The 1353-nt window shown below is 44.1% G+C and carries 1 protein-coding gene; it reads right to left on the reverse strand.

Features of this window, described 5'->3' with window-relative positions:
* Positions 1-1164, reverse strand: a 1164-nt coding sequence (locus PGR74_RS14045; protein ID WP_270517382.1) for a hypothetical protein, incomplete at its 3' end; no start/stop codon positions are given.
* Positions 1165-1353: the final 189 nt, after the last annotated feature.

Here is a 1353-nt window from a genome sequence, read left to right on the forward strand (position 1 = left end):
CCCCGCCGGGAAATCGTATTCGCCAAGAGAAACCCAGCCACTGGATTCATAACGCCCCGGGAGAATCTCGTCCAGAGCCACCGCCACTTCCTCTTTCTTATCCCCGTGGAAAATTGTGTAATGATAAATTACCCCTTCCGGGTATCCAAAACCAGGAACAAGAAACTGTTTATATACTTTCGCCATCACACGATAGCGTCCCGCTTCCGAAAGATTCACCCGCCACGTGGCCGTCGATTTGCCGTCGCCACCGCTGATACAATAACATCCTTGGATCAAATCCCCGTACGCCTTATCCGTGATCACCTGTACCCATCGGGAGGTTTCTCCCTTCTGAAAACCTCGTAAAGGAGGCTCTTTTCTAAACCATTTTTGAAACAAGGTGAGGTTACCGTCCACCAGCTCGAAACCGGCATCCTGGTCGTCCACCACGAACTCGTTTTTATTTTCTCCTGCCAGGAATTCTTCTACCGAAATAGAACGCCACTCTCCCCCAAACTCTCCAAAATCCTCACCTTCTTTCTTCACATAACGACTAAAATACCGAACACAAGGACGATTTGCTGATAATCCAGTATTCATACTTATAACAGATCCTGACACCAAAGTAAAAGCTCTGGTTTCGCCAGGTTCCAAATAGCAACTAAAGCGCTCGACTACTTTTTGGTCAGGCAACGGTTTATGCTCGATAAAAACCATTCCTCCTGTTTTCCCAATGTTCATGATGTTTCCCATAACTTTCATACGTTTTGCGACAGTATCATAATACAAAATATCATCCTTTATCCTGAAACATTGATCGTGCCTCGCCATTACCCATCTCTGTAGGATATTGTCTACGTCTACTCCCCAACGAGTACCCCACAATCCCACTAACGAATCGTAATCTATCTCCCCATGCCGATAACTATAAAGACTATCCAAGCACGCCTGAAATTCTATTGGTGGTATATACATCGTTAAACTATTCCAAAGATCCCTCACCTTAATTAGGAACACCCATATTCCCATTCTCGTTTCCAGTCCTGGGTCTAATAACATATCTTGTAACGTGTGATTCGAAAGATAATCGTAAATAGATTTAATCTCCGGAAGGAAAAAAATGTCAGTAGGTCGAGCAAAGATATGCATGTTATTCTGAAAAATCTCAAAAATTTTCCCCATAAACGGGTATTTTAAAGAATGTACCCAAACATTCTTGTCATCATCGAGTGACTTCACCTGGCTATCCGTGTAATACGGTCCTTTCACTTCATACCCGATCCCCCGTAACGGGTGACTGTTATCAACCGGGCAATTACCGTTGAACAAAGACTGGTACAAGGGGTTAAACACCGCGAAAAATTCATCCCC

Source organism: Sanguibacteroides sp. AM78-02pH3A, from assembly GCF_027666085.1.
GTDB lineage: Bacteria > Bacteroidota > Bacteroidia > Bacteroidales > Marinifilaceae > Gabonibacter > Gabonibacter massiliensis.